The sequence below is a fragment of the Duganella sacchari genome (assembly GCF_900143065.1).
Lineage (GTDB): Bacteria > Pseudomonadota > Gammaproteobacteria > Burkholderiales > Burkholderiaceae_D > Rugamonas > Rugamonas sacchari.
Window position 1 is genome coordinate 562,406 of the sequence record NZ_FRCX01000001.1, and the last position, 18,019, is coordinate 580,424.

Sequence of the window (18,019 nt, forward strand, 5' to 3'; positions counted from 1 at the left end):
GCTTCCACAATAATGAATGCAAATACGAATCATTCTTATTTATGGAGAACCAGACGATGATTACCACTACCCCTGCAATGCCACCCGCCATCGCTGCCCACCCAGTGGCCACCGCCGCTGCCCAGGCAATCAAGCCGGTCAAGCGCGTCAGCAGCGCCAGCCTCATGGATGGCGGCCGCGAAATGGAAATCGAACATGGCGGCCGCGTCTACCGCCTGCGCATCACCCAGCTGAACAAGCTGATCCTGACCGCATAACCGCCCCGATTAACTGTGCGTTAAAGGGCGCCGCCGCGCCCACTCTCCCCCTTGAGTAGCCAGCCCTCCTGCCAGCCACACTCTGTTTCCCGACCAGGAGCGTCTGATGGCCATCGAACATAGCAACCCGATTTTCCTCGCCCCATCGCATGGCGGCAACAATCCCGAACTCATGCTGTCCGCCGTGCTGCATCTGATGTCGCACTACACGGCCGGCAGCGAAGCGGCTGGCGGCTGCGTCAAGCTGGCCTCGGTGATCGAGCGCCATCTGAAAGCGCTGGCCAGCCTGCCAGACCTGGCGCCGGTGCTGAGCGCGACTTGCCAGCAACTCTCCGAACAGTGGGCAAGCGAGGTCGAGCGCAACATGCACGAACAGGAAAAAACCAACTTCCTGAGTCGCATCATGGCCCGCGCACGCACGGCGCCATCGGTGGCCTGAGAGGACCTGGCCTTATGTGCGAGAAACACGATCCACTGGCGGCCATCATAGCCGCCGCCATGCCACAGGTGGCGGGACCGGTCGGCGCCGCGCGCCCCACCGAACAGGTCAGCAAGCAGCAAGTCATCAAACCCGCCATCAACAACATCATGAGCGTGCTGGCCAAAGAGCCGGAAGCGCAGGCCTCGCGCCGCCGCCGGCTGTGGGAACTGGGCCACGCCTGCCACTGCCCGCTGGTGGGCGTCGGCTTCCCGCTGGGCGTGCTGCGCAAGCTGGTCAACAAAGTCACCAATGGCAAAGTGGTGGCCGATGACTACGAAGTCCACGTTGGCGCCGTGACCGAATGCTCAACGCGCAACCGTTTGTCCGAAGCGCTGCAAAAAGAACTGGAGCGCCGCTACGCGCCCGTGCTGCTGCGCTTCCGCAACGCCAAGACAACCGACCAGGTCGCTGAGCTGTGGCGTAGCGCCGTCGCCAATGGCGATGTGGCGGGCGCCTTCTGGGCCGGCCTCACGCATCCGCGCTGCACAGCCGAACTGGAAGAGCAGATGTGCCGCGACCTGCACATGGTGCAGCACCAGGCCGGCGCTTGCGTGCGTGCCGACATCACCAAATTCAACGCCTCGCTCGAAGAAAACAAGCGCCTCACGCACGACCTCAACAAAGCACAGCAACGCAACACCGCGCTGATGGCCGAAAAAGCCGCCGAGGCCGAAAAACACGCCGCCCAGCTCATGCAGATGCGCGCGCAAGTGGTCGGCAAAGACAGCATGGTCGACTCGCTCAAGGTCGAACTGGAGCAGCTAAGAGAATCGATCCCCGGTCTGGAATCGCGCGCCAAGCTGGCCGAGCGTCTGGGCCAGATGGAAGAACGCGAACGCGCGATGCGCAACCAGATTGCCGAACTGAAGCTGGAACTGGCGCGTGCCGCCGAACAGCCGGCAGCGCCGGCGCCGTTACAGGAAGCAGCGCGCCAGGTCGTCGAGCACGTCATGAAAATGCCCTTGCGCCTGAGCGACCGCGCCGTACTGTGCGTGGGCGGGCGCAACGGCAACGTCGCCAGCTATCGCGAACTCATCGAGCGCGAAGGCGCGCAATTTGCGCACCACGACGGCGGCCTCGAAGACAACGCCAACCGCCTGGAAGCGAGCCTGGCCGCAGCCGACCTCGTCATCTGCCAGACCGGCTGCATCAGCCATAGCGCGTATTGGCGCGTCAAAGACTACTGCAAGCGCAACGGCAAGCGCTGCGTCTTCATCGACAACCCCTCCATCTCCAGCCTGGCGCGCGGCCTGGAACAAGCCGGCGCCGAATAACTCCGGGGTCAGGTCCGTCATTTCTACACGACCTCTGCCGTAGCGCACGCTACGGCAGAGGTCGTGTAGAAATGACGGACCTGACCCCGGATTGTTTTAGTAGACGTCGCGGCGGTAGCGGCCGGTCGCGGTGAGCTGGTCCAGCGCTTCACGGCCTAGCGCGGCTTCGAGTGCGGCGTCGACGCCGCCGGCCATGCCGTCCAGGCTGCCGCAGATGTAGATGGCGGCGCCTTGCTCTATCCAGGCGCGCACGTCGGCGGCCTGGGCCGCCAGGCGGTCCTGGACGTACAGGCGCTCTGCCTGGTCGCGCGAGAACACCATGTCCAGTTTTTCCAGCATGCCGTCATGCTGCCAGCCGTCCAGCTCGGCGCGGTAGTGGTAGTCGTGGGCGGCGTTGCGTTCGCCGAACAGCAGCCAGTTGCGGCCCTGCCCCGCCATTGCGCGCGCTTTCAGATGGCCACGCAGGCCGGCGATGCCACTGCCGTTGCCAATCAGGATCAGCGGCCGTTCGGCATTCGCTTCCAGGCGGAAGCGCTTGTGCTGGCGTAGCCGCAGCTGTACGGCCGCGCCCAGCGGCGCTTGCTGCGTCAGCCAGCCGGAGGCGATGCCGTGGCTGCCATCTTCATGCGTGTGCAGACGTACCAGCAACTGCACGCTGCCGTCGGCCGGAATCGAGGCGATCGAGTAGTCGCGCGCGTTGGCGGGATCGGCCGGTGCGGCAATCTGCACCAGGTCGCCCGACTGCCACGCCGGCAAGGCGCCTTGCTCGGGCGTGAGTGCGAGGTGGTAGATGGGCGCGCCTGCGCTGCCCGCATTCAGTTGCACGCGCTCGATCAGGCGCCAGGCGTCAAACGCTGGCGCGCTCCAGTCCGGCGCGTCGCTGGTGCCGGCCAGGTGGCTCAGGTGCTGGCGCCATTGTGCGATCGCTTCGGCGGAACTGCGGTTGACTTCGACGCGCGGGAACAGGCTTTGCGCGCCCTGCGCCTGCAGCCACTGGTCCAGCGCACGGCCGAAGCCGCAGTAGTGCACATAGGCGCTGTCGCCCAGCGCCAGCACGGCGTAGTGCAGCTGCGGCAGCGGCAAGGTGGTGGTCATCAGGCGGCCCGCAAAGGCGGCCGCCGCATCGGGCGCATCGCCTTCGCCGTAGGTGCTGACCAGGAACAGGATGCGTTCGGCCTGCTGCAGGTCGGCGGCGCTCAGGTCGGACAGCTCGCTCAGTTGCGCGGGAATGCCGGCCAGCTTCAGTGTGGCCAGCGTTTGCTGCGCCAGCTCTTCGGCATTGCCGGTCTGGCTGGCGTACGCGATGATCCAGCCGGGCGCTGCCGCCGCTGCCGCTTTGGCGCGCGCAGCTGCTAGCCGCTTGCGGCGCGTGCGCAGGTAAGGCGCCAGGCACACCAGCGCGTAGCCCACGCCCATGCCTGCCACCAGCATCCATCGTGTGGGGTCGTTGGTCCAGATCATTCGTCTAACATGCTGCGTAAATGGGAACTCAGGTATTCGGTGAAACTGCCGTCCGCCTGGCGTACGACGAAGCGCGCGGCCAGGCCTTGCAGTTCGGCCAGTTGCAGGCCGTCGCGGCTGCCGAGCACGGTCAGCGCGGTTGACCATGCATCGGCCGCCATGCACTGCGCGTGCACCACGGTGACCGAAGCCAGGTCGTTGGCAATCGGCATGCCGCTGCGCGGGTCGATGGTGTGGGAATAGCGCTGGCCATGGATTTCAAAATAGCGCCGGTAGTCGCCCGAGGTGGCGACCGCCAGGCCATGCAGCGCCAGCACCAGTTCGTCCGGCGCGGCCACGCCAGGCGCAATGTCAGTCACCTGCTCCAGCATCACCCACCACGGCTGGCCGTCCGGCTTGACGCCAGCGCCGCGCAGTTCACCGCCGACTTCGACCAGGTGATGCGCAAAGCCCTGCGTTTTCAGATACCAGGACAAGCGGTCGACGCTATAGCCCTTGGCCACGGCCGACAGATCCAGCTGCACGCCGCCCGGCTGCAAGGCGCGGCGGCCATTGCGCTCCAGTTGCACGGGACGCGCCGCCAGTTGCGCACGCGCCACCGTCACTTCGTCCGCGGATGGCGGCACAAAATCCGGCTGGTCAAAGCGCCCATACGGCCCGAAGCCCCACAGGTTGACCAGCGAACCGGCGCACGGATCGTAAGCGCCGCCCGAGTCGCGCGCCACGCCCATCGCATACGACAGCACGTCAAAAAACGCCGGCGGCAGCAGTTGCCAGCTCTCGGCCGGCGCGCGGTTGAAGCGGCCCAGGTCGGATTCGGCTTCCCAGTGGCTCATCTGCGCCACAATGCTGTCGAGCTGTTGCTGCAAGCCGTCTTGCAGATGGCCGCAGGCAGCCGCTGGTGCAGCCACCAGCCGCACCGACCAGCTGGTGCCCATGCTGTGCCCCGCATACTCGCGGAGCACGCCGCCTGCTGGCGCCGGGTCGTCGGCAATTGCGTGAGGCAGTAAAACCCGGCGCATGCCAGCCTTATTCCGGCAGGATGTCCACGATCGCCGCGTAGGTCGCGCGGCGCGGTGGCATCTGCGGCGGCTGGCCCGGCGCTTGCGGCGCCGCTGCCGGCCAGCTGCTGCTGACCATGTACGCACCCGCCGCCGGCAGCACCAACGTCAGTTCGCCGTTGGCATCGGTGGTCTTGCGGATCTCGCCCAGCGTGCCACGGTACTTCACGCCGCCCGGGATCAGGCTGACGCCCTGGTTTGCCGCTGGCTTGCCGTCCAGCAGGAAGCGGAAGGTGGCCTTTTCGCCAGCGCGCAGCTCGGTCGGATGGGTGACCGCCACCAGTTCCAGGCCCTTGCCCGTGGGCTTCAGCACTTCCTTGCTGGCGTCGCCATTCGACACGAACGTCTCCAGACGGCTTTCGGTGCGCGACAGCTTCACCTCGCTCGCATCGGCCGGCACATCCTTGGCCAGCGATTCTTCAGTGCCGCGGAAGCGCTTGACGTTGCCTTCCTTGTCCTTGTAGCTGCCAAACACGCTTTGCGATACCAGCGCAATCTTGTAGGTGCCGGTCTTCACCAGCTTCAGATCGAAGGTATTGCGCAGCTTGCCGTTGTTGACGTTCTCGGGCGCCAGCTTGGCGCCATCCGGGCCGGTGATGTCGATGCCGTCCAGCTTGAGCGGCTGGTGGTCGATGTCAAACAGGCCTTCGGAAATGGCCGCATCCACGGTCACCCAGGCGTTGCCGTCACGGCCCGCTTCCACCTGGGTCGACGACGGCAGCAGCCACGGCTTGTGCGCCTGCGCGCTCAGCGACACCAGGGACATGCCGGTCAGCGCCAGCGCGATCAACGTTTTTTGCAGGTTCATCTCTCAGCCTTATGGTTTGACTTGCACGACGACGGTACCCAGCTCCTCTTTGCCCTGACCGGTCACGGTCACGGCGGATTTTTGCGGCCATACCAGCGGCACCTTGACCACTTCGCGGCCCCCCGCTTCACGCGCCGCTTCCACCAGCACCGTGTACTGGCCGGCCGGCAGCTTGTCGAGCGCGCCTTTCGGGGCATTCAGCGTCAGCTCGCCGGGGGCCTTGGTGGCGCCGGACACGCCATCCACCGGCATGGTCAGCTCACGGCCGCTCTTGCGCCACCACTGACGCATGTCCTTGAGCCACTTGGTGCCCGCATTGTCCTTTTTCTTGGTGTCGTACAGCACCGCCAGGTTGGCCACCACCTGCTGGTCGGCATTTTCCAGCCAGGCAGCGATGTAAGGACGATGGTATTCAGCCACGTTCAGCTGCGGCACGTCGAGTTTGAGCGCCAGATCGGCGGCCATGGCCGAAGCACTGGCAAGTGGCAGACTAAGCGCGATGGAGTAGCGTAATTTCATGGAATACCTGTGGTGAGATTAATGGATGAACAGCAGTGCAATCACAACGGGAATCAGCACACCGAGGCCCACCATCGGCCAGGTGAACGGGCGGTTCGCCGCGTGGAATTTCAGGATCAGCAGGCCGGTGATGCAAAACACCAGGCAGGTGACGGCAAAAATATCGATGAACCAGTTCCATGCGGGGCCGGTATTGCGGCCCTTGTGCACGTCGTTGAGCCAGGAAATCCAGCCGCGGTCGGTATTTTCGAATTCGGTCGCGCCATCTTCCAGGCCGATGCGTACCCAGGCATCGCCGCCGGCCTTGGGCAGGGGCAAATAGACCTCATCGGCCGCCCACTCGGCAATCCGGCCGCCCGGCTGGACGTTAAACGTGCTAGCCAGCCACTGCTCGACCTTGACCGGCAGCGGCTCCTTGGCGCCGTCATGCTGCTCGGCGTAGGCGCGCAGCTCGGTGGTCAGCGCTGCCGGCAGCTGCGCCTGCTTGCGCACGATGCTGGGCTTGGCTTCGATCTGCGACGCGTGGTTCAGCGTGATGCCGGTAATCGCGAACAGAAACATCCCAAGCAAGCACATCGCCGAGCTGATCCAATGCCACTGGTGCAAATGCTTCAGCCAGACTGCGCGGCTGGCATTGCGGATGGAGCTGGCGCTTTGTACGCTCACTGATATGTCCTTCGGTGAAAAAGACAAATGATAATGATTATCATTTGATGAGTCAATCCAACTTTGTGTATCTATTATGTAAAGTTACGCACAGTGAAAGCTGGGCGCGGGCGCTAAGGTGGAGCCATCCCCCACTTTTTATCATGGAGGCGCACCATGCCGCTGTACTCGCAAGACCAGATCCACACCATCGCCGCCAAGATTAAAGACGTGCGCTTCGGCATGTTCACCACGGTGGACGACGACAATGTGCTGACCAGCCGCCCGCTGACCAGCCAGCAAATCGATAACGAAGGGAATATGTGGTTCTTTACCTCGGACGAAGCGCCGTTCACGCACCATCTGGAACACCATCCGGATGTGAACGTCAGCTTTTCCAATCCCGACGACCACCTCTACCTGTCCGTCACCGGCCAGGCCTACCTGCTCAAGGACCGCGCCAAGGCGCGCGAGCTGTGGAATCCGCTGGTGCGCGCCTGGTTCCCTGGCGGTCTGGACGACCCGCACCTGGCCATGATACGGGTACGCATCCAGTCCGCCGAATACTGGGACGCCAACGCCAGCAAGATGAAACAGCTGGTGCAGCTGGCCACGGCCGCCATCACGGGCCGCGCGGCGGTGGACATGGGCAAGCACACCACCATCTGCCTGTAAACCCAAAAAACCGCAGGCACAGGCCTGCGGTTTTATCGAGTATCAAGCGGCTCAGGTATCGGAGGACGAACCGCCAGAGCGGCTACCACCACCGGCGCCGGCAGGGCTGTCGCGGTTACCCAGCGCGAGATCTTCGGCCTTGGCAGCGTTGGCGCCCGCGCTGCTGTTGCCCGCGCTACTGTTGCCCGCATTCGTGCGCGCTGCGTTGCCCGGCGATGCGGCGCTCTGACGGCTACGGCCAGCATCATTCTTGTGGCTCATGGCGCCGGCGCGGCGTGCTTCTTCCGACGTGAATTCATGCGCCGTGCCCTTGGCATGCGCCGCCCGGCCACCTTCGGCAGCGATCTCGCGCTGCTGGGCCGGATCCATGGATGCGAAACCGCGTTTGCTGGTATCGCTCTGCTGGCTGCCTGATTTGCCGCCCTGTTTATTCTGGTCGTTGCTTGCCATGATGATCTCCTGATAGTAGTTGCCCCTGTTTGCATCACAGGAGCACCCATCCTAGTTCACTGTTCAGCCACACAATATAGGACTGGCGCAGCAAGCCATGTAGGAACTCTCCGGCTAACGGTAAGTCAAGATAGTGGTACTTCCAGTACCGCCTCGCCACTGGTCACAAACACCCGTTCTTGCGCCTGCGGCATCACTGGATGCCCACCAGTAAAAGCGCCAAACGAGGGCAGCACCAGCTGCTGTTGCGCCATCAGAAAGCACGGCAGCAACAAGGATTCCCAGCCAGAACGCAAACGGTAGACCGGATGCACGTGACCAGCCATCACAAACGCTGGTACCAGCACATCCGGGTGATGGCAGAACGCGAACGGCCCCACCGCATGCGGTTCGTCCACCATGTGGATGCCGAGCTGGGCAGGCGGATCGCCCGCGTGCGCGTCGTGGTTGCCGCGCACCACCGTCAAACGCACACCGTGATGGCGCTCGCGCCACGCCTGCATGGCCGCCAGCGTGGCGGGCGCATGGGCTGCGCGCGCATGCAGAAAGTCGCCCAGGAACAGCACGTGGCGGGCGCCATATTGTTCCAGCAAGACGTCCAACGCGCGCAGATTGGCCGTGGTAGTGCCGGCCGGCACCGGCACGCCCAGCGCGCGGAACGAGGCCGCCTTGCCGAAGTGGATGTCGGCCACGATCAGCATGTCTTCACGCGGCCAATACACCGCTTTTTGCGGCAACAGCAGCAAGCGTTCATTGGCGATGGTCAGCATCAGGCTCATGGTCCGGCCGCCTTGTCCAGTTCGCGCACCAGGCGCGCTACGCGGTCTGACAGCTTCTCGGTGCTGAGTTTTTCGCGGAAGCGCTCCACCATCAGCGCAAAGCCAAACGGCGTCGCCCGGCGGATCGCATGGAAGCGCACGCTGCGCGCCTGCAACGCCAGCAGCGTTGCGCGCAGGCGCCCCAGTTCCAGCTCCTGCTCCAGCACCTCACGTTGCGCCTGCGTCAGCAGCAGATTGCTGGCATCGTGCTGGCTGAACACGGCAAAGAACAGCGAGGACGAGGCCTGCAACTGGCGCGCGCTCTTGTGCTGTCCCGGATAGCCCTGAAACACCAGTCCGGCAATGCGCGCGATCTCGCGGAAACGCCGTTGCGACAGCTCGGTCGCATTCAGACTGGCCAGCACATCTTCCAGCAGACGGTCGGTGCTGAACAGGCCGACCGCGGCGCCGTGCTGCTGGTCCAGCAGCGCGCCCCAGTCGACCTCCTGCGCCGACAGCAGCTCAAAACCATAATCGTTGACGGCAATCGAAAACGTCACCGGCATCACGCGTCCGACACGGTAAGCCAGCAATGACGCCAGCCCGACGTGCACCGAGCGCCCGGCAAACGGAAACAGGAACACATGCCGCCCTTCGCGGCTGTGCATGGTTTCGACCACAGTGCTGGCTTCAGTGGGCAGCGACGACCAGCGCTGCTGGATCTCCAGCAGCGGCCGGATCGCCTGCATTTCCGGCCCGTCATAACGGCCCTGCGTGGCCAGCTGCAATTGCGCCAGCGACGCGTGCGCGAGTTCCGACGACATTGGCATGCGCCCGCCCTGCCAGCGCGGCACGGCGCCACGCGCACCGGTGGCGCGGCGCACATAGGCCGTCATCTCATGCAGCCGCACAAACTCCAGAATCCGCCCCGCGAACAGAAAATGATCGCCCTTGCGCAGGCGCGAGATGAACGATTCCTCCACGCTGCCCAGCCGTCCGCCGCTGACGTACTTCACCTGCAACGACGCGTCGGACACGATGGTGCCAATGCCCATGCGGTGGCGCCGCCCCAGCGCCGCATCCGGCACGCGGTACACGCCCTGCTCGTCCGGCAGCACGCGGCGATATTCGGGATAGGCGGTCAGCGACTGCCCGCCGCGCGCGACAAAATCCAGCGCCCATTGCCACTCCTCGTCATTGAGCAGGCGATAGGACCAGGCGCTGCGCACCTCGGCCAGCAACTCCCCGGCGCGGAAACCGCCGCCCAGCGCGATCGTCACCAGATGCTGGACCAGCACGTCCAGCGGCTTCTCCGGCACCGGCCGCGCCTCGATATCGCGCGCCGCCACCGCCTGGATCGCGCCGGCCGCCTCCAGCAACTCCAGGCTTTGCGTCGGCACCAGCGTCAACCGCGACACGCGTCCCGGCGCGTGGCCACTGCGCCCCGCGCGTTGCAGCAGGCGCGCAATGCCTTTGGCGCTGCCGATCTGCAGCACGCGCTCGACCGGCAGAAAGTCCACGCCCAGGTCCAGGCTGGACGTGCACACCACCGCTTTCAGCTGGCCCTGCTTGAGGCCCTGCTCCACCCACTCGCGCACTTCCTTGTCCAGCGAACCGTGGTGCAAGGCAATCAGGCCGGCCCATTCCGGCCGCGCATCCAGCAGGTGCTGATACCACAGCTCCGCCTGCGAACGCGTGTTGGTGAACACCAGCGTGGTGGCATGCCGCTCGATTTCGGCCACCACCGGCAGCAGCATCTGCATGCCCAGATGCCCGCCCCATGGAAAGCGCGACGGATGCTCGGGAATCAAGGTATCCACCACGATGTCCTTGGCCACATGGCCCTCGACAATGACGCCGTCCGGCGCGAGCACATCGCGCGCCTGCGCCAGATTGCCCAGCGTGGCCGACAATCCCCACACCAGCAGCGCCGGGTTCCAGCGCCGCAAGCGGGCCAGCGCCAGCTGGGTCTGCACGCCGCGCTTATTGCCCATCAACTCATGCCATTCGTCGATGACCACCATCACCAGCTGCGCCATGCGGCTGGCCGCGTCGGGATGGCTCAGCATCAAGGTCAGGCTTTCCGGCGTGGTAATGAGTGCATCGGGCAGACGCTTGTTCTGGCGCGCGCGCTGGGCCGAGCTGGTATCGCCGGTGCGGGCCTCGACCTGCCACTGTGGCGCGGCGTCCTGCAGCGCGCGCAAGGTGTCGGCCGCCAGGGCGCGCATCGGCGTAATCCACAGCACGCGCAAGCCGCGCCCGGCAGGCGCCGCTGCTGCGCGTTCCATCGCCGCGAACCACACGGCATAGGTCTTGCCGGCACCGGTGGTGGCGTGCAGCAGCCCCGAGCGGCCGGCGGCGGCAGCGTCCCACACCGCGCGCTGAAACGGAAATGCCGTCCAGCCGCGCGCATCAAACCAGGCTTCAGCGTTCATGGTGTCAGCAATAAATTCTTCAGCGATTCCAGCGTATCCGCCTCATCGATGGATTTGTCCTCGCGCCGCCGCAGGATGCGCGGAAAGCGCACCGCGATGCCGGACTTGTGGCGCGGCGAACTGGCGATGCCCTCAAAGCCAATTTCAAACACCATGCTGGGCGTGACGCTGCGCACCGGGCCGAATTTCTCAATCGTGGTTTTGCGGATGGCCTGGTCGACCTGCGCGATTTCCGCATCGGTCAGACCAGAATAAGCCTTGGCAAACGGCACCAGCCTGCGCTCGTCATCCCACACTGCAAAGGTGTAGTCCGTGTACAGCGAGGCGCGGCGGCCGTGGCCGGCCTGCGCGTAAATCAGCACCGCGTCCACGCTGAACGGATCGATCTTCCACTTCCACCACGTGCCGGCATTCTTGGTGCGGCCCACACCGTAGCGCGCATCCACCGCCTTCAGCATCATGCCTTCCACGCCGCGTTCACGCGATTCGTGGCGGATCACGGCCAGCTGCGCCCAGCTGTCCGCCACAATCAGCGGCGACAGGCGCAGCTGCGGCGCACCTTGCAGGCTGCCGATCAATTCCTCCAGCAGCATGCGCCGCTCGGACTGCGGCAGGTCGCGCAGGTCGCGCCCGTCCAGTTCCAGCAGGTCGTAAGCCACCATCACGGCCGGCAGTTCACCCAGCAAGCGCGCCGAGACCTGCTTGCGGCCCATGCGCTTTTGCAGCGCGGCAAACGGCGCCGGCGCCGCGCCACCGGACCAGATCAGGATTTCGCCATCCAGCACCACGCCGTCCGGCAGGCGCAAGGCCGCGAGTTCCGGAAAGCGTTCGGTAATCAAATCCTCGCCGCGCGACCACAGCCAGTTCTTGCCCTCGCGCCGCACCAGCTGGGCGCGCATACCGTCGTACTTCCATTCGACCTGCCAGTCTTCCAGCTCGCCCAGCGTGGCCGGATCGCGTTCGAGCGGATGCGCGAGGAAAAACGGATACGGCTGGCCGCCGCGCTGCGCCCGCTCCTCCGGGGCATGCTCCGCAATCAGCTGCGCAAAGCCGCTGGCCGTCGGGCTGACACTGCCATCGGTCCAGCCCATGAGCCGCTGCGCAATGAGTTTGCTGTCGAGGCCGGCCACGGCGCTCAGCGCGCGCGTGACCAGCAAACGCGAGACGCCGACCCGAAAGCCGCCGCCGATCAGCTTGATGAGCAAAAAACGCTCGCGCGTGTCGATCTGGTCCCAGAAAGAAAACAGCGCGGCGCGCACCGCTTCCGGTGCGGCGCCGCGCAACGGGGCAATACCCAGTTCCACCCAGTCGGCCAGACTGGTTTCCACCGCATGCCGCGGCGGCGGCAAAATATGCGCGATGGTTTCCGCCAGGTCGCCCACGGCGTGATAGCACTCGTCAAACAGCCACTCCTCCAGGCCCGCATACTCCATCGCGTACTGGCGCAGCAGCTTGGTCGGCACCGCCTGGCGCGGCTTGCCGCCGGCGAGGAAGTACACCGCCCAGGCCGCATCGGACGCCGGCGCGCTGCTGAAATACGCTTGCAGCGCCGCCAGCTTGCGGCTGGTGGAGGTGGTTTCGTCCAGTTCGGCGTAGAGATGGGCGAAGTCACGCATGGGCGGCTCCCGCATCTTCCGCTTCGTCATCGCCGTATTCGGTATCGAAGCCGCTGGCCTGCAAGCCATGCTGCTGCAACCAGCGCACCAGCACGGCAATCGAACCATGCGTGACGATCACGCGCTGCGCACCGGTGGCCGAGATCGCCTCCAGCAGCCCCGGCCAGTCCGCATGGTCGGACAGCACGAACCCCCGGTCCACGCCACGCCGCCGGCGCGCACCACGCAGCTGCATCCAGCCGCTGGCAAACGCATCGCTGAAATCGCCAAAGCGCTTGATCCATGGCGAGCCAGCCGCCGACGGCGGCGCAATCGCCAGCGAGCGGCCGATGTCCGGCTTGGCCACATCGCCCACCATCATGGTCGGCGGCAGGCGCACGCCGCCATCGCGATACACCTGGTTGAGCGTCTGCACCGCGCCGTGGCAGATGATGGGGCCGACCGTCGGGTCCAGCCCGCTGAGGATGCGCTGCGCCTTGCCGAAGCTGTAGCCCAGCAGGACGCTGGCGCGGCCCTGCGCCGCGTTGGCGCGCCACCAGCGGTTGATGTCGTCGAAGATTTCCTGCTGCGGCTGCCAGCGGTAAATCGGCAGGCCAAAGGTCGATTCGGTGATGAAGGTATCGCAGCGCACCGGTTCGAACGGCGTGCAGGTGGCGTCGGCTTCCACCTTGTAGTCGCCGGATGCCACCCACACTTCGCCGCGGTGCTCCATGCGTACCTGGGCCGAGCCCAGCACATGGCCGGCCGGGTGCAGTGAAATGCTGACGCCGTTATGCACCAGCTTTTCGCCATACGCCAGGCCGGTGACGTTGATCTGCCCCAGCCGCGACTTCATCACGTTCACGCCCGGGGTCGCCGCCAGGTAGTGCTGGTGGCCGCCGCGTGCGTGGTCGCCGTGGGCGTGGGTGATGACGGCGCGCTCCACCGGCCGCCACGGGTCGATGTAAAACTGACCGGGTACGCAGTACAACCCTTCCTTGCGCACGACTACCATGTCTGCGGGCATAAAGCAGCTTTCTGATGAACGATGGCTGATTCTTGCGTCCGCGCGCGCTGCCGTCTGTCAGTCAGCGCACCGATGTCCGTCACATGCTATCGATCAGCTCCGCCATAAAGCCGACGTTATCGTTTTCTTCGCGATCAATGACGATGCGTTCGTCGCCGATCATGAGCAAGGCATCGAGGTCGATACGTGGCGGGGGAAGCTCGGGCCGGGGCTCGGGCGGTTTGGCTTTTTTCTTTTTGGAAGACATGGCTGCTCCCTGTGGATGGCACGTAGATGGCATGCTGCCAAACAGGATAATCGCTGGCTCCCGCTTGCGCTATCGGATACTGCCTACAAATGGGGTAGGATATAGCCCTGCTTTTTTAATCCCTGACCAGATCATGACTTTCACTCTCAGCGACACCACCTACGGCACCGACAGCGCCGATGCCAAAAACGCCATGTACAACGACCTGCGCCCGCAACTGCAAGGTCTGCTGCATGGCGAAACCGACCTGATCGCCAATACCGCCAACTTCAGCGCGCTGGTTTTCAACAGCATGCCCGGCCTGAACTGGGCCGGCTTCTACTTCCTCAAGGGCGATGAGCTGGTGCTGGGGCCGTTCCAGGGCAAGCCAGCCTGCATCCGCATCAAAAAAGGCCGCGGCGTGTGCGGCACCACCGTAGTGGAAGGCAAATCCATCGTCGTGCCCGATGTACATGCGTTTCCGGGTCACATCGCGTGCGACGTCAACTCGCGCTCCGAACTGGTGGTGCCGGTACGCGGCCCGGACGGCGCCATCGCCGGCGTGTTCGACCTCGACAGCCCGCTGCCCAACCGTTTTGACCAGACCGACGCCGACGGCATCGAGTCGCTGGTCACACTGCTGGAAGCCACGCTGGCCTAAACCGCGCTCAGCTCGGCCACGAAATCGTAGGCATCGCCGCGGAAGTAGGAGCGGCAAAACTCCACCACCCGGCCGTCGGACAGAAAGCCCAGCCGTTCGACGGCCAGCCCCGCATCGCCCTCCTTTGCGTCCAGCAAGCGCGCCTGCTCCGCGTTCAGCAGCAGCGCCGACAGCCGCTGCAAGGCCCGCACCGGCCGGTTGCCGCTGCGCTGCAAGGCTTCATACATGGATTTATCGACCGCCTCCAGCGACGGCAGGCAATGGCCGGCCACGGTCGCATATTCCAGGCACATCGGCCGCTCATCGGCAAAGCGCACGCGGTTGAAGCGGTACACGGTTTCGCCCGGACGCAGGCGCAAACGCAGCGCCTCATCCGGCGTCGCCGTGCCCGCGCTGCGGTGCAGCCATGCGCTGTGCGGACGCCGGCCGCGCGCGTGCATGTCCTCGGAAAACGAGCTCAGCCGGGAAAAATTCTGCTCGATGCGGGTGTGGTTGATGAAATTGCCGGAACCGGGACGCCGCACCAGCAGCCCTTCCGCCACCAGGCCATCGAGCGCCTTGCGCACCGTCAGCCGCGACACGCTCAGGTCCGCCGCCAGCTTGCGCTCGGGCGGCAAGGCATCGTCCGGCTGCAGCAGGCGCTGGGCGATTGCCTCCCGCAGCGTCCGCTGCAATTGCTGATACAGGGGCAGGCTGCCGCCCTCCCCCACTACTTTTATGATATTTGCCAACGTCAGCATAATTCCCTCATATTAGTACCAATTTAGTACCGAATATCCCCAGTTGTCTTGATTTATTTATAATTAATTGCACTGTATTGGTGAATATTAGGCTATTTTTTGTTCATAAAACACCACAACTGCAAAATTTTCTATAAACTGGTAGTAGTTTGGTATGAGGTTTTACCGTATATTGGCCTCAAATTGGTTCTACGACGAGGTTTACAAGGGGAGTCTCGCGAGGGATTCATGACAAGAAGTGAATATGGAGATTGAAATAAATGTCTGAACAGTACGGAAGTAACAAGCCCACCGGCCTGACACCGATTGCTGCCGCAGTCGGCATGATGATCGTCCTGGCCGCCAGCCCAGCCTTCGCGCAACAGGATACGCAGCCTGTTGACACCGCTGCGATCGTGACCGTCTCCGGCGTCCGCGCCGCGCTGGAGCAGTCGCTGAAGCAAAAACGCAATGCCGATGCCGTGGTCGAAGTGGTGACCGCCGAAGACATCGGCAAGATGCCGGACAAAAACGTCGCCGACGCCATCCAGCGTCTGCCGGGCGTGAACATTCAATCGTCGGCCGGTGGTGAAGGCGGCTTTGGCGAAAACGACCGCGTCAGCCTGCGCGGCACCAGCCCATCGCTGCAGCAAACCCTGTTCAACGGCCACGCCATCTCGACCGGCGACTGGTTCGTGCTGAACCAGGTTGGCGGCAGCGTCGGCCGTTCCAGCAGCTTCTCCCTGCTGCCGTCGGAACTGGTGGGCTCCATCGTGGTGCAGAAATCGCAGACCGCCGACCTGGTGGAAGGCGGCGTTTCCGGCGCCATCAACGTCATCACCCGCCGTCCGCTGGACTTCAAAAAACAGCTGACGCTGGAAGCTTCGGTCCAGGGCGCCTACAACGACCTGGCCGGCAAGACCGAACCCCAGTTCTCCGCCCTGCTCGGCTGGAAGAACGACACCAACACCGCTGGCGTGCTGCTGCAAGCGTTCTCGGAAAAAACCACGGTGCGCCGTGACGGCCAGGAAGTCCTGGGCTACTCGACCATCGCCGCCGACAGCAAGGCCGCCAAAGCGATTCCCGCGTTGGCCGGCCTGCGCATCCCGACCTTCATCGGCGCCACGCTGTTCGAACAAAAGAAAAAACGTGAAGGCGGCGCTTTCGACGTCGAATTCAAGCCGTCCAAAGAGCTGACGTTGGACCTCAACGGCTTCTACTCCAAACTGAGCGCACCGCACCAGAACACCAACTGGCTGGCCGCGCCTGGCAACCAGATCAACCGCGACGGCACCATCCCGACCGCCTACAACATCAGCAACGGCACCGTGACCTCGGCCAGCTTTGCCACCAACTCGGGCGAAGTGGACAACATCTACCGTCCTGACGCGGGCGGCAAGTCCTGGTACCTGGACTTCAACTTCAAATGGCGCGCCACCTCGGACCTGACCTTCTCCGGCAAGGCCGGCCGTACCTACGGCGTGGGCTGGGACCGTGACGACGTCTACTACCAGAACAACGTCAGCGGCGGCATGACCTACAAGCTCAACGGCCTGTCGCCCGCCGACGTCTCCTATCCGGGCGGCATCACCAACAAGCCGGGCAGCACTGCCTGGGCCGGCGGCGGCGAATCGCAATCGGTGGACAAGGAACGCTACGTCCAGCTGGACGGCGACCTGCGCATCAGCGAAGGCATCTGGGATTCGGTCAAATTCGGCGCCCGCTTCACCGACCACAAACGCAGTGCCGAGCACCCGTTTGAAACCCGTCCGGGCGCGCTGGGCTTCAGCAACCCAGGCCCGGCCTGGAACGGCGAGATGTATCCGAGCGACTTCGCCTCCAACCTGGGCGGCAACCTGTCCACCAACTACTTCAAGTACGATGGTGCAGCGCTGGGCGCATGGGGTGCGGCCGCCGGCAACCGCCTGTTTGACTATGTGCGTCGCCACAACTGGACCGACGAATTCAAGGTCAACGAGAAAACCAGCGCCGTCTACGGCATGGCCAACCTGACCGGCGACAGCTGGAGCGGCAACTTCGGTGTGCGCGGCGTCCGCACCAAGCAGACCTCGATCGTCAACCAGTCGGGCGGTGTCACGCCGATCACCGGTTCCGACTGGGGCCCATACACCCAGACCACCTTCGAACGTACCTACAACGACGTGCTGCCTAGCGCCAACGTCAAGTTCGACGTGAACAAGGACCTGGTGGTGCGCGCGGCGATTGCCCGCGCCATTTCGCGCCCTGACTACAGCGCGCTCGGTGGTTCGGTATCGCTGAACGACGACGCGCTGAGCGGCAACGGCGGCAACGCCCAGCTGGACCCGATCCGTTCCAACAACGCGGAAATCAGCACCGAGTGGTACTTCGCGCCGAAATCCTCGCTGACTGCGGGCCTGTTCTACATGGACCTGACCTCGGTGGTTGCACTGGGTACCTTCACCGGCACCTACTACAACAACAAGCTGGGCAAGCAGGCCGTGTACCAGATCACCCAGCCGTACAACACCACGGGCAAGAACAAGGGCGTGGAGCTGAGCTACCAGCAGCCGCTGTTCGGCAACTTCGGCAGCCTGATCAACTACACCTATGCTGACGGCAAACAGGCCGACGGCAGCGAGCTGGTCAACTCGTCGAAGAGCACCTACAACGTCACCGGCTACTACGAAGACGACAAGTTCAGCGCGCGTCTGGCGTGGAACTACCGTTCGGCCTACAAGGCCGGCGTGGACCGTGGCGCCAGCCAGCACGTGAAAGGCGCAGGCAACCTGGCGGCATCGTTGAACTACAAGATCAACGAACAGCTGACCGTCACGTTCGATGCCCTGAACCTGACCAACACCACCATCAAGATGTACGCAGAAAACACCGACCAGCCACGTGCGTTCTACTCGAACGGCCGCACGTTCTACCTCGGTCTGCGCGCCAAGATGTAACCATCCGGGGTCAGTTCTTGCAATCCAACAC

Annotated in this window: 18 protein-coding genes; 6 read left to right on the top strand and 12 right to left on the bottom strand. The window is 64.3% G+C overall.

The annotated features are described in order from the left end of the window. Positions 1-56 precede the first annotated feature (56 nt). The 3 genes from hemP to BUA36_RS02650 all read left to right on the top strand — a co-directional run bounded on the left by hemP (position 57) and on the right by BUA36_RS02650 (position 2,012). Entirely contained in the window at positions 57-257 is a 201-nt protein-coding gene (gene hemP / locus BUA36_RS02640; protein ID WP_072781554.1) for a hemin uptake protein HemP, read from the top strand. 106 nt (positions 258-363) lie between these two features. Then, positions 364-696 carry a hypothetical protein gene (locus tag BUA36_RS02645; RefSeq protein WP_072781091.1) on the top strand — a complete coding sequence of 111 codons (333 nt, stop codon included), beginning with the start codon at positions 364-366 and terminating at the stop codon, positions 694-696. Positions 697-710: 14 nt separating this feature from the next. After that, entirely contained in the window at positions 711-2,012 is a 1,302-nt protein-coding gene (locus BUA36_RS02650) for a DUF2325 domain-containing protein (RefSeq protein WP_084559949.1), read from the top strand. A 96-nt stretch (positions 2,013-2,108) separates the two neighbouring features. Here the strand turns inward: BUA36_RS02650 and BUA36_RS02655 are convergent, their stop codons facing one another. From BUA36_RS02655 to BUA36_RS02675, 5 genes are read right to left on the bottom strand one after another with little or no spacing between them, the layout of a single operon-like run. Then, positions 2,109-3,473: a sulfite reductase subunit alpha gene (locus tag BUA36_RS02655; protein ID WP_072781092.1), complete on the bottom strand. Its 1,365-nt coding sequence runs from the start codon at positions 3,471-3,473 to the stop codon at positions 2,109-2,111. Further along, entirely contained in the window at positions 3,470-4,495 is a 1,026-nt protein-coding gene (locus tag BUA36_RS02660; RefSeq protein WP_072781094.1) for an FAD:protein FMN transferase, read from the bottom strand. The genes BUA36_RS02655 and BUA36_RS02660 overlap by 4 nt, the downstream gene beginning before the upstream one ends. Positions 4,496-4,502: 7 nt before the next feature. Continuing rightward, positions 4,503-5,342 (bottom strand): DUF4198 domain-containing protein, encoded by an 840-nt coding sequence (locus BUA36_RS02665; RefSeq protein WP_072781095.1) that lies wholly within the window; start codon positions 5,340-5,342, stop codon positions 4,503-4,505. A gap of 9 nt (positions 5,343-5,351) precedes the next feature. Next, positions 5,352-5,861, bottom strand: a complete 510-nt coding sequence (locus tag BUA36_RS02670; RefSeq protein WP_072781097.1) for a DUF2271 domain-containing protein — start codon at positions 5,859-5,861, stop codon at positions 5,352-5,354. An 18-nt stretch (positions 5,862-5,879) separates the two neighbouring features. Further along, the gene (locus tag BUA36_RS02675) at positions 5,880-6,527 is read right to left on the bottom strand and encodes a PepSY-associated TM helix domain-containing protein (RefSeq protein ID WP_072781099.1); all 648 of its coding nucleotides are present in this window, start codon (positions 6,525-6,527) and stop codon (positions 5,880-5,882) included. A 156-nt stretch (positions 6,528-6,683) separates the two neighbouring features. Here BUA36_RS02675 and BUA36_RS02680 point away from each other — a divergent pair, with 156 nt between their 5' ends. Continuing rightward, on the top strand, positions 6,684-7,181 hold the full coding sequence (locus tag BUA36_RS02680) for a pyridoxamine 5'-phosphate oxidase family protein (protein ID WP_072781100.1): 498 nt from the start codon (positions 6,684-6,686) through the stop codon (positions 7,179-7,181). A 51-nt stretch (positions 7,182-7,232) separates the two neighbouring features. On the opposite strand, the gene BUA36_RS02685 is transcribed toward BUA36_RS02680, so the two are convergent. From BUA36_RS02685 to BUA36_RS30625, 6 genes are all read right to left on the bottom strand, one after another. Then, positions 7,233-7,631, bottom strand: a complete 399-nt coding sequence (locus tag BUA36_RS02685; RefSeq protein ID WP_072781102.1) for a KGG domain-containing protein — start codon at positions 7,629-7,631, stop codon at positions 7,233-7,235. Positions 7,632-7,756: 125 nt separating this feature from the next. Further along, entirely contained in the window at positions 7,757-8,410 is a 654-nt protein-coding gene (gene pdeM, locus BUA36_RS02690; RefSeq protein ID WP_072781103.1) for a ligase-associated DNA damage response endonuclease PdeM, read from the bottom strand. Then, positions 8,407-10,824, bottom strand: coding sequence for a ligase-associated DNA damage response DEXH box helicase (locus BUA36_RS02695; protein WP_072781105.1), 2,418 nt, complete (start codon positions 10,822-10,824; stop codon positions 8,407-8,409). The genes pdeM and BUA36_RS02695 overlap by 4 nt, the downstream gene beginning before the upstream one ends. After that, entirely contained in the window at positions 10,821-12,440 is a 1,620-nt protein-coding gene (locus tag BUA36_RS02700) for an ATP-dependent DNA ligase (RefSeq protein ID WP_072781107.1), read from the bottom strand. The genes BUA36_RS02695 and BUA36_RS02700 overlap by 4 nt, the downstream gene beginning before the upstream one ends. Continuing rightward, the gene (locus tag BUA36_RS02705; RefSeq protein WP_072781109.1) at positions 12,433-13,446 is read right to left on the bottom strand and encodes a ligase-associated DNA damage response exonuclease; all 1,014 of its coding nucleotides are present in this window, start codon (positions 13,444-13,446) and stop codon (positions 12,433-12,435) included. Before BUA36_RS02705 ends, BUA36_RS02700 begins: the two co-directional genes overlap by 8 nt. Before the next feature lie 79 nt (positions 13,447-13,525). Then, complete coding sequence (locus BUA36_RS30625) at positions 13,526-13,693, bottom strand: hypothetical protein (protein WP_167544243.1); 168 nt, start codon at positions 13,691-13,693, stop codon at positions 13,526-13,528. A 133-nt stretch (positions 13,694-13,826) separates the two neighbouring features. On the opposite strand from BUA36_RS30625, the gene msrC reads away from it, so the two are divergent. Further along, positions 13,827-14,333 (top strand): free L-methionine (R)-S-oxide reductase MsrC, encoded by a 507-nt coding sequence (msrC, locus tag BUA36_RS02710; RefSeq protein ID WP_072781110.1) that lies wholly within the window; start codon positions 13,827-13,829, stop codon positions 14,331-14,333. On the opposite strand, the gene BUA36_RS02715 is transcribed toward msrC, so the two are convergent. After that, on the bottom strand, positions 14,330-15,073 hold the full coding sequence (locus BUA36_RS02715) for a GntR family transcriptional regulator (protein ID WP_072781112.1): 744 nt from the start codon (positions 15,071-15,073) through the stop codon (positions 14,330-14,332). The two genes, msrC and BUA36_RS02715, sit on opposite strands and share 4 nt — an antisense overlap. Before the next feature lie 260 nt (positions 15,074-15,333). On the opposite strand from BUA36_RS02715, the gene BUA36_RS02720 reads away from it, so the two are divergent. Then, a complete protein-coding gene (locus BUA36_RS02720) occupies positions 15,334-17,988 on the top strand; it encodes a TonB-dependent receptor (RefSeq protein ID WP_072781113.1) in 2,655 nt (884 codons plus the stop codon). Positions 17,989-18,019: the final 31 nt, after the last annotated feature.

What these genes read in the sequence shown, in the direction of transcription:
- BUA36_RS02655 (WP_072781092.1), bottom strand. Translation starts at nt 3,473, where the DNA reads ATGATCTGGACCAACGACCCCACACGATGGATGCTGGTGGCAGGCATG.
- BUA36_RS02700 (WP_072781107.1), bottom strand. Translation starts at nt 12,440, where the DNA reads ATGCGTGACTTCGCCCATCTCTACGCCGAACTGGACGAAACCACCTCC.
- BUA36_RS02680 (WP_072781100.1), top strand. Translation starts at nt 6,684, where the DNA reads ATGCCGCTGTACTCGCAAGACCAGATCCACACCATCGCCGCCAAGATT.
- BUA36_RS02715 (WP_072781112.1), bottom strand. Translation starts at nt 15,073, where the DNA reads ATGCTGACGTTGGCAAATATCATAAAAGTAGTGGGGGAGGGCGGCAGC.
- BUA36_RS02670 (WP_072781097.1), bottom strand. Translation starts at nt 5,861, where the DNA reads ATGAAATTACGCTACTCCATCGCGCTTAGTCTGCCACTTGCCAGTGCT.
- BUA36_RS30625 (WP_167544243.1), bottom strand. Translation starts at nt 13,693, where the DNA reads ATGTCTTCCAAAAAGAAAAAAGCCAAACCGCCCGAGCCCCGGCCCGAG.
- BUA36_RS02645 (WP_072781091.1), top strand. Translation starts at nt 364, where the DNA reads ATGGCCATCGAACATAGCAACCCGATTTTCCTCGCCCCATCGCATGGC.
- BUA36_RS02695 (WP_072781105.1), bottom strand. Translation starts at nt 10,824, where the DNA reads ATGAACGCTGAAGCCTGGTTTGATGCGCGCGGCTGGACGGCATTTCCG.
- hemP (WP_072781554.1), top strand. Translation starts at nt 57, where the DNA reads ATGATTACCACTACCCCTGCAATGCCACCCGCCATCGCTGCCCACCCA.
- BUA36_RS02650 (WP_084559949.1), top strand. Translation starts at nt 711, where the DNA reads ATGTGCGAGAAACACGATCCACTGGCGGCCATCATAGCCGCCGCCATG.
- msrC (WP_072781110.1), top strand. Translation starts at nt 13,827, where the DNA reads ATGACTTTCACTCTCAGCGACACCACCTACGGCACCGACAGCGCCGAT.
- pdeM (WP_072781103.1), bottom strand. Translation starts at nt 8,410, where the DNA reads ATGAGCCTGATGCTGACCATCGCCAATGAACGCTTGCTGCTGTTGCCG.
- BUA36_RS02705 (WP_072781109.1), bottom strand. Translation starts at nt 13,446, where the DNA reads ATGCCCGCAGACATGGTAGTCGTGCGCAAGGAAGGGTTGTACTGCGTA.
- BUA36_RS02665 (WP_072781095.1), bottom strand. Translation starts at nt 5,342, where the DNA reads ATGAACCTGCAAAAAACGTTGATCGCGCTGGCGCTGACCGGCATGTCC.
- BUA36_RS02720 (WP_072781113.1), top strand. Translation starts at nt 15,334, where the DNA reads ATGTCTGAACAGTACGGAAGTAACAAGCCCACCGGCCTGACACCGATT.
- BUA36_RS02660 (WP_072781094.1), bottom strand. Translation starts at nt 4,495, where the DNA reads ATGCGCCGGGTTTTACTGCCTCACGCAATTGCCGACGACCCGGCGCCA.
- BUA36_RS02685 (WP_072781102.1), bottom strand. Translation starts at nt 7,631, where the DNA reads ATGGCAAGCAACGACCAGAATAAACAGGGCGGCAAATCAGGCAGCCAG.